Annotated in this window: 7 protein-coding genes and 2 pseudogenes; 4 read left to right on the forward strand and 5 right to left on the reverse strand. The window is 43.7% G+C overall.

Annotated features, from left to right (window positions below; all coding sequences use genetic code 11):
- The first annotated feature begins 276 nt into the window (after positions 1 to 276).
- Positions 277 to 1,917, forward strand: a complete 1,641-nt coding sequence (gene pyrG, locus IM477_RS19905) for a glutamine hydrolyzing CTP synthase (protein WP_079210066.1) — start codon at positions 277 to 279, stop codon at positions 1,915 to 1,917.
- 87 nt (positions 1,918 to 2,004) lie between these two features.
- Here pyrG and IM477_RS19910 read toward each other — a convergent pair whose 3' ends face one another.
- The 4 genes from IM477_RS19910 to IM477_RS19925 all read right to left on the reverse strand — a co-directional run bounded on the left by IM477_RS19910 (position 2,005) and on the right by IM477_RS19925 (position 5,189).
- Complete coding sequence (locus IM477_RS19910; protein ID WP_002768334.1) at positions 2,005 to 2,322, reverse strand: 2Fe-2S iron-sulfur cluster-binding protein; 318 nt, start codon at positions 2,320 to 2,322, stop codon at positions 2,005 to 2,007.
- Between the two features lie 261 nt (positions 2,323 to 2,583).
- A complete protein-coding gene (locus tag IM477_RS19915) occupies positions 2,584 to 2,781 on the reverse strand; it encodes a hypothetical protein (protein ID WP_002731987.1) in 198 nt (65 codons plus the stop codon).
- Positions 2,782 to 2,812: 31 nt separating this feature from the next.
- The gene (gene def / locus IM477_RS19920) at positions 2,813 to 3,388 is read right to left on the reverse strand and encodes a peptide deformylase (RefSeq protein ID WP_287676781.1); all 576 of its coding nucleotides are present in this window, start codon (positions 3,386 to 3,388) and stop codon (positions 2,813 to 2,815) included.
- A 403-nt stretch (positions 3,389 to 3,791) separates the two neighbouring features.
- On the reverse strand, positions 3,792 to 5,189 hold the full coding sequence (locus IM477_RS19925) for a serine/threonine protein kinase (RefSeq protein ID WP_287733195.1): 1,398 nt from the start codon (positions 5,187 to 5,189) through the stop codon (positions 3,792 to 3,794).
- A gap of 410 nt (positions 5,190 to 5,599) precedes the next feature.
- Between IM477_RS19925 and crtE the strand changes: the two genes are divergently transcribed.
- Positions 5,600 to 6,529: a geranylgeranyl diphosphate synthase CrtE gene (crtE, locus tag IM477_RS19930; protein ID WP_287733196.1), complete on the forward strand. Its 930-nt coding sequence runs from the start codon at positions 5,600 to 5,602 to the stop codon at positions 6,527 to 6,529.
- A 17-nt stretch (positions 6,530 to 6,546) separates the two neighbouring features.
- The gene (locus tag IM477_RS19935) at positions 6,547 to 6,999 is read left to right on the forward strand and encodes a divergent PAP2 family protein (protein ID WP_002733310.1); all 453 of its coding nucleotides are present in this window, start codon (positions 6,547 to 6,549) and stop codon (positions 6,997 to 6,999) included.
- 160 nt (positions 7,000 to 7,159) lie between these two features.
- On the opposite strand, the pseudogene IM477_RS23455 reads toward IM477_RS19935, so the two are convergent.
- A pseudogene (locus IM477_RS23455) lies at positions 7,160 to 7,306 on the reverse strand (IS982 family transposase); the annotation flags it as partial.
- Positions 7,307 to 7,768: 462 nt separating this feature from the next.
- Between IM477_RS23455 and IM477_RS19940 the strand changes: the two are divergent.
- A pseudogene (locus IM477_RS19940) lies at positions 7,769 to 8,066 on the forward strand (4-hydroxy-tetrahydrodipicolinate reductase); the annotation flags it as partial.

Genomic DNA, 8,066 nt, shown 5'->3' on the forward strand with positions numbered 1-8,066 from the left:
AAATCAGTTGTTAAATGCCGATGTCAATGGGTCATTTAACATCATTAGAAAAGTAATTCCTGCTGTCATTGACCAGGGAATAAAGGGTTTGCCGTTTAATCCTGTAGTGCTTGACCCACTACGAATGACTAAGCTTTCAGGCTTTTAAGTAAGTTTGAGTAAGTTTAGTTGAGCGGTATAGATCCTCCGGTTATAATGAAATCTGGGAAAATGACACCGCCCCATCCCGAAAACTCTTACCCCTTGCTAGGTATAATCGATCGCAGGAAGAATTTTATGAGTAAATTTGTCTTTGTCACCGGGGGAGTTGTCTCCAGTATTGGGAAAGGAATTGTCGCCGCTAGTTTGGGAAGATTGTTGAAAAGTCGGGATTATTCCGTCTCAATTCTGAAATTAGACCCCTATATCAACGTGGATCCGGGTACGATGAGTCCTTTTCAACACGGAGAGGTATTTGTCACCGATGATGGGGCCGAAACCGACCTCGACCTTGGCCACTACGAACGTTTTACCGATACGGAACTCTCCCGTCTCAATAGCGTGACTACTGGCTCGATTTATCAAGCGGTATTGAATAAAGAGCGCCGTGGTGCTTATATGGGGGGAACCGTGCAGGTAATTCCCCATATTACCAACGAAATCAAGGAAAGGATTCTCCGGGTGGCCAAAGATACCAACCCCGATATTGTCATCACAGAAATTGGTGGTACGGTGGGAGACATCGAATCTTTGCCTTTTTTAGAAGCAATTAGGCAATTTAGGAAGGATGTAGGTCGAAATAACGTGGTTTATATGCACGTTACCCTAATTCCTTGGATTCCGGCCGCTAAGGAGATGAAAACTAAACCGACGCAACACTCGGTCAAGGAATTAAGATCGATCGGCATTCAACCGGATGTGTTAGTCTGTCGTTGTCATCTACCCCTACAACCGGGGTTAAAAGAAAAACTCTCAGCTTTCTGTGATGTGCCGGTGGAATCGGTGATTACTGCTCAGGATGCCAGCAGTATCTACGAAGTGCCTCTTAATCTGGAAAAAGAGGGATTAGCGCAACAAACCCTAGAATTATTAAACCTGGGTCCCCGATACCCCCATCTGGAGGAGTGGGAAAATCTCATCCGACAGATGCAATCCCCTAGTCAAAAATTAGAGATAGCTATCGTCGGTAAATATGTGCAGTTGGGGGACGCTTATCTCTCGGTGGTAGAGGCCTTGAAACACGCTGCTATTGCCCTTGATAGCGAGATAGAATTGCGTTGGGTAAGTGCTGAAGATGTGGATAACGATTCGGCCGAAGCTCATTTAAGCGGTGTTGACGGTATTGTTGTACCCGGTGGTTTTGGTATTAGGGGTGTGGATGGCAAAATTAAGGCGATCGAGTATGCTAGGGTCAATAATATTCCTTTCTTGGGTCTCTGTTTAGGGATGCAGTGTTCGATTATCGAATGGGGTCGCAATGTGGCCCGATTAGAAAGGGCCAATAGTTCCGAATTTGAAGAGGATACACCGAATCCGGTGATTAATTTACTGCCAGAACAGGCAGATGTGGTGGATTTAGGGGGAACAATGCGCTTAGGTCTCTATCCCTGCCGTTTAAATCCCGATAGTCTGGCTTTCTCCCTCTACGGTCAGGAGGTTATCTATGAGCGCCATCGTCACCGTTACGAGTTTAATAATGCCTATCGTAGTCTCTTTTTTGAGACTGGTTATCTGGTGAGTGGCACTTCTCCTGATGGTCGTTTGGTGGAAATTATCGAACTACCAAAACATCCTTTCTTTATTGCTACCCAATTTCACCCCGAATTTCGCTCTCGTCCCAATAAAGCTCATCCTCTCTTTTCTGGTTTCATGAAAGCGGCCCTCAAAGGTAGAGAGCAAAAGTTCTCCCTTAGTAGTCAGCATTCAGCTATTAGTTAAATTTTAGCTTTGCTGGTTCTATTGGCTCAAAATCTGGTTTTTTGGGGGGAAACCCCCGAAAATTTGTCATCTTAACCCCAGTTTGGCCTAGGGTTTCCCGAATTGACGTTGATAAACTACTTCTTCCTTGCCAGATTCCAGTTTAATATCCGAGCGAGGATAGGCCACACATAACAAAGCATAGCCTTCTTTTTGCAGGTCGGGGGATAATCCCATGCCCTCACCTTGTTCGACGCTACCCTGGGAAAGTTGAGCGGCGCAGGTAGTACATACGCCCGCATTGCAAGAACTGGGTAAGTCAATCCCCGCATCGTAGGCCGCTTGTAGTATAGTTTGATCTTCCCTAACTTCGATCGTTTGTGTTGTTCCTAAATGAGAAATTTCTACTTTGTAGGTTGTGGTCATAGCTAATGAATGATGCTTTGAACTTCACCTATTTTATCATTCTAGATTGCGGATAGAGGAGAGAGGGGGGAAATCTTTACCTAATCAGATTTTCACCGGTCGGCAGATAATTGATTGTCATGAAAGATGATAAAATCATCAAAAGTAGTAACTTTTTCTGGCAATTTGCCCTGTAGTTAAAACGAACCAAAGAGAGAATTTACTTCTCTCTTTTGCTCATGAAAATTATGCAAATTTTTCGATAACCGAGGGGAAGTTATTCTATTTGTAATTGGCTCTCGTGTCTTTAACCGCCGCCCAAAAAAATAGGGCTGTTAGTGGCACACTTGCCGCTAGAATTAAGCCAGTGGTGGTATTGCCTAAATCCGGTTCTCCCGAACTAATTTCAAAGACACAACCCACACCAGCGATCGCTGCAATACAGGATAATAACAATAAAACGCCGCTTTTCGGGGTCATCTTCACTCCTCACCTAAATTAACTAATGCCTTTATTTTGTCACTTTCTCGACCGGTTTCACCGCTTGCACGGAAAAACCGTGTTTTTTTAATTCTTCATTGAGTGCCAAATCGTTATCTACTCTGTCCACGAACATGACACCATTAAGATGGTCCATTTCGTGTTGAATTACCCGCGCTAGTAAACCGTTAGCTTGCAGTTTTCGTGGTTTCCCCTGTTCATCTTTATAACTCACTTCGATCGCTTGGGGACGGATGACATCTAAAAACACATCGGGAATACTCAAACAACCCTCTTCCGCTTTGCACAATTCCCGACTATAACCGATAATTTGGGGATTAATCAGAATTAGGGGCGGATTTTCCGGTTTATCGGGTTCACAATCGATGACAATCAATTGTTTATTGACTGCCACTTGCGGAGCCGCTAACCCGATACCATTGGAACTATACATAGTTTCCAGCATTTCTCTGGCTAATTGGCGAATGCTGTCATCGACTTTAGCAATCCGCTTGGCCGGTTGACGCAAGACTCGATCGCCGAGATAATGCAGTTCTAAAGGGGGTTTTTCTAATTTGCGTTTTTCTACGGTAATAGTGGCGCTCATAAACTTAATTATCGATGGGATGCACAATTTTGATCTTAGTCACTGGCTCTGGGGCATTTCTCCGGAAAAGGGAGAAAAAAGCCGAGACTCTTCATAAAATTTTACACTGATCACAGACAGTTCGTCTATATCAGGAAGTGGGGAGTGGGAAGCTTTTTCAGTTATCAGTAAGCAGTAATCAGTAATCAGTGGGGGATTGGGGAGATTTTTCAGTTATCAGTTATCAGTAATCAGTAATCAGTGGGGGAGAGGGGAGATTTTTCAGTTATCAGTTATCAGTAATCAGTAATCAGTGGGGGAGAGGGGAGATTTTTCAGTTATCAGTTATCAGTAATCAGTAATCAGTGGGGGAGTGGGGAGAAGGGAGAAGGGAGAAGGGAGAAAAAAAGCTGATTGTAACCGGCTACTTATTAGTAATTGGCATTCCTAACCATTGGCTTAATTCCGCTGCTAACCATTCAATTTCGGGGTTACTCAGATATTCTTTTGTCTTACTGCTAATAGTATATTCTTTAGTCCCCGCCCAAATAGTTAAAGCCATCGGCACATAAACTCGATCGCCATCGCCATCTTTGGTATGATAACTATCAGCTTTGACCAGTTTATTAATATGTTGCCGTGCCATTTTCTTGTTGCCCGGAAGTGTCAAACCAAAAATTCGCTGAATGGCAACAATTTCTTGACTATCAATAGTGATAATTTCCTCCCCTTTGAGACAATAAATAATCTGGTAAAGCAGTCCTAAACCTACAAACCAAAAAGGCACGGAAAAGAGCAGAAAAAACCAACTCATCCACAGAAGAGTAGAAACGGCTCCTCCTGTCCATACTAATAAAAAAGCGTTCCAAGCGATGGCAAAGGCTCCAAGAAAAATTAATTTAGGGGTAAAACCTTCGGGAGGTAAAGATATTTTAATTTTCTCCTCGCTTTTTTGCAACTGTACCCGACTCCCTGCGGGTTTTTCAAGGTTCGAGGAAGTTAATTGAATTTCGTGGAGAGTATTTAAAGCTTGATTTGCTGCCTGTGCTGAAATAAACCTTTTCTCGAGACTAGGTTCAAGTAATTGCCCTAACCAATGAACAAAAGCAGGGCTTAAATTGGCCAAATTATTTAATTGAATTTTACCATCTTTTTGGGGTAAATCTGCGGGATGAATGCCTGTAGCTAGATAGATTAAAGTCGCTCCTAAACTGTATAAATCAGAAGCGGCAACGGTGCGACCACCGAATTGTTCAGGGGGCATATAACCGTAGGTTCCGACGATAGTTAAAGTGGCCTGTTCCTGTTGGGCAACAGTCTGGACAGAACCAAAATCAATTAAATAAACATTGCCGATACTATGGCCCGATCGATCTTTTAGTAAAATATTACTAGGTTTCAAATCCCGGTGGATAATTGGCGGGTTAAGTCCATGGAGATAAATTAAAATACCTAGGATAGATTTAGCTAATTCTTGTAGGTCTGCTTCACTAAATTTGCGACCGGTTTCTACCTGTTCCTTGAGGGATTTAGCCTCGATATAACTCTGAACAAGGGCAAAACCTTGATAGGTATCGGTGCGAACTTCAAAATAGTCGATATATTCGGGAATCGAGCGACAATCTAGATGTTTAAGAGTTTCTGCTTCCCGTTCAAAAAGTTTTAAATCTGTCCATTCAAAATCGGGACTGAAGATTAATAATTTGACAACAACAGTAGCGCCCGTTTTTATATCTTGGGCGAGAAAAGTGCGTCTTCCGGTTTGTTTACCTAACTGACTTTGAATTTGATATCGATCGCCTAAAATTTGCCCTGGCAGCATACAATATATTCCTAGGATAATCCTAATTCTAGGCTAATCGAGAAATTTCTAAACTGCAAGCTAAGAAAACGGAAGTTTGACCGAATCATCAAAACTTTAGCATCTCCCAGGATAACTGCGGTGAAATTCAATTATATCGCCCGTTTTTCGCCAATTCCTGGACTGGGCTGAGGGATGTATTTTTTCAGGTTAAAAGAGAAAATAGGCATCAGAAAAGAAAATTGGCCCATCTCCGTCTGGGAAATTTTAGTACAAACGTTCAGGCTGTCAACTCCGGTGCTGCCATGCAGTCTGAAGGAGTAATTTAGATAGTCAACAGCTTAGTGTACAAGGGAGCAGCCAGTTTAATTCCGATCGAGGTGGAGTTTCCTGATATAGTTTTAAAAGCAGTCGGTTCAAGACAAAAAGACATGGTTACTAGGGGCGAACGAGGAGTAGAAGTGAGGAAAAACGAGAGCTTTTCTCTGGCTTCCTATCTGGAGGAAAAGCGGTTAATTGTCGAGTCAGCTTTAGATAGCTCTTTAGTTATCGGCAATCCTGCCAAAATCTACGAGGCGATGCGCTATTCTCTCCTCGCCGGTGGCAAACGTCTGCGGCCGATTTTATGTCTGGCTACCTGTGAATTGATGGGGGGTTCCCTAGAGATGGCTTTACCCACCGCTTGCGCCCTGGAAATGATTCACACTATGTCATTAATTCATGACGATTTACCCGCCATGGATAACGATGATTACCGACGTGGGAAATTAACCAACCATAAGGTTTTTGGCGAAGATATCGCTATTTTAGCCGGGGATGGTCTCCTGGCCTACGCTTTCGAGTATGTGGCTACCCAGACTCGTAATGTACCTCCCCTACAGATTTTAGAGGTAATTGCCCGTTTAGGTCGCACGGTCGGGGCAGCGGGTTTGGTGGGGGGTCAGGTTTTAGACTTGGAATCCGCAGGAAAACCCGATATTTCGGCGGAAACTCTCGGTTTTATCCATACTCAGAAAACCGGAACCCTGTTGGAGACTTCTGTGGTGTCGGGGGCAGTTTTAGCGGGGGCAAAAGCGGAAGATATAGCTAAATTAGCCCGTTACGCTCAAAATATTGGCTTGGCTTTCCAAATTATCGATGATGTTCTCGATATCACGGCGACAAAGGAGGAATTGGGCAAAACCGCCGGTAAGGATCTACAGGCACAAAAAGCCACCTATCCTAGTCTCTGGGGGATAGAAGAGTCCCGCCAGCAAGCTCAACAGTTAATAGATAGTGCCATCGGTGAATTGAGTGGCTACGATGAGGCCGCTGAACCTTTACGGGCCATCGCCGAGTATATTGTTAATCGTAAAAATTAAATTAAACGAATGAGATTATGCAGGACTTCGAGCAGGTGTTACACAATCAAATACTGCTAGTCTCTCTTTTAGCTTGTTTCACTGCCCAGGGACTAAAAGCGCTGATTGAGTTAATCCGCGATGGTAAGGTGAGTCTGCGCTATCTAGTCTCGTCGGGAGGAATGCCTAGCGCTCACTCGGCGCTGGTGGGGGCCTTGGCTACTGGGGTAGGATTACAGATGGGTTGGTCTAGTCCCGAATTTGCGATTGCGGCGCTTTTTGCGGTTATTGTTATGTATGATGCGGCTGGAGTGCGTCAGGCAGCGGGAAAACAGGCCCGGATTCTCAATCAAATTATCGATGAAATGTTCCAGGAGGGCAAGGAATTTAACGAGGAACGTTTAAAGGAATTAATTGGTCATACTCCTTTTCAAGTGCTGGTCGGTTTAAGTTTGGGTATCGGTATCGCCATGGTGCTGCTCTGTCATTAATTGAGGTGTTTTCTGGGGTTGAGATAAACTAGATTTAATAACTGAAAATCCGGGGTAATCACTCATGTTACAATCCCTAAAAATTGAGGGCTTTTGCGGTTTTCAAAGTTTTGAGATGGCCAATCTTGGTACGCCAATTCAAATTTGAAACGCATCAGCAGCAATGTTTGAGATAGAGGCAAAAAGGAATCAAAGTTACAGGAATCCACTCAACAAAGTGCTGATAACTGGGTAAATTGGCACAAGCATCGCTCCAGTATTCAGCTACATGGTCTAAATAAGAGGATTTGAAGTTTCTGTAATGATTACTACGGCGGTTCCTCTATCCATCTGGCACAGACAACTCCTTATACTAAATCCGTTGAGTATAGGCTAGTTATGAGGAGAGGCACTCATGCAAGAGGCACTCATGCAAAGGGGAGAATAAATAATCAGTTTTTAATAACCGGATTTAGTATTATTGGATAAGCCTTTCCACTTAGAAGATGTACCAGACTGAGCCTGAATCCGCCGTATGAAAAGCGATTAAAATCGTCATAATTTCCCCCAGACATAAGCTTATTTTTCGTTGTCGAGTCTTCAGTCCATAAGCAAGTAAGCTTTTTGAGCCTTGAGGTGCAAATTATTGGCAAAAATCATCGACAGGACAGAATAAAGCATCTATACTAACCCTAGGGCAAGGTGGCTGAATGGTTTTCTGTTTTTCAGCATATCACTTCTCCCTTTTCTTATCCCGAACTCAGGTTATATATAAGGAGAATAATTAACCATGACCGAAAATAGAGGACCGATTCCTGTAGTTGTCAACGGTGCAGCCGGTAAAATGGGACGGGAAGTCATTAAAGCCGTTGCTCGTGCCGACGATATGATCTTAGTGGGTGCAGTGGATCGAAATCCAGCTTTTCGAGGTCAAGATGTGGGGGAAGTGGCTGGTTGTGAACCCCTAGAAGTGCCGATTCTCGACGATTTGCAGAGTGTTTTAGTCCTGGCAACTCAGGAAAAAGTGCAAGGGGTGATGGTGGATTTTACCCATCCCGACGGTGTTTATGACAATACCCGCAGTGCGA

Source organism: Microcystis sp. M090S1, assembly GCF_020246295.1.
GTDB lineage: Bacteria > Cyanobacteriota > Cyanobacteriia > Cyanobacteriales > Microcystaceae > Microcystis > Microcystis aeruginosa.

What these genes read in the sequence shown, in the direction of transcription:
- IM477_RS19910 (WP_002768334.1), bottom strand. Translation starts at nt 2,322, where the DNA reads ATGACCACAACCTACAAAGTAGAAATTTCTCATTTAGGAACAACACAA.
- def (WP_287676781.1), bottom strand. Translation starts at nt 3,388, where the DNA reads ATGAGCGCCACTATTACCGTAGAAAAACGCAAATTAGAAAAACCCCCT.
- pyrG (WP_079210066.1), top strand. Translation starts at nt 277, where the DNA reads ATGAGTAAATTTGTCTTTGTCACCGGGGGAGTTGTCTCCAGTATTGGG.
- crtE (WP_287733196.1), top strand. Translation starts at nt 5,600, where the DNA reads ATGGTTACTAGGGGCGAACGAGGAGTAGAAGTGAGGAAAAACGAGAGC.
- IM477_RS19925 (WP_287733195.1), bottom strand. Translation starts at nt 5,189, where the DNA reads ATGCTGCCAGGGCAAATTTTAGGCGATCGATATCAAATTCAAAGTCAG.
- IM477_RS19915 (WP_002731987.1), bottom strand. Translation starts at nt 2,781, where the DNA reads ATGACCCCGAAAAGCGGCGTTTTATTGTTATTATCCTGTATTGCAGCG.
- IM477_RS19935 (WP_002733310.1), top strand. Translation starts at nt 6,547, where the DNA reads ATGCAGGACTTCGAGCAGGTGTTACACAATCAAATACTGCTAGTCTCT.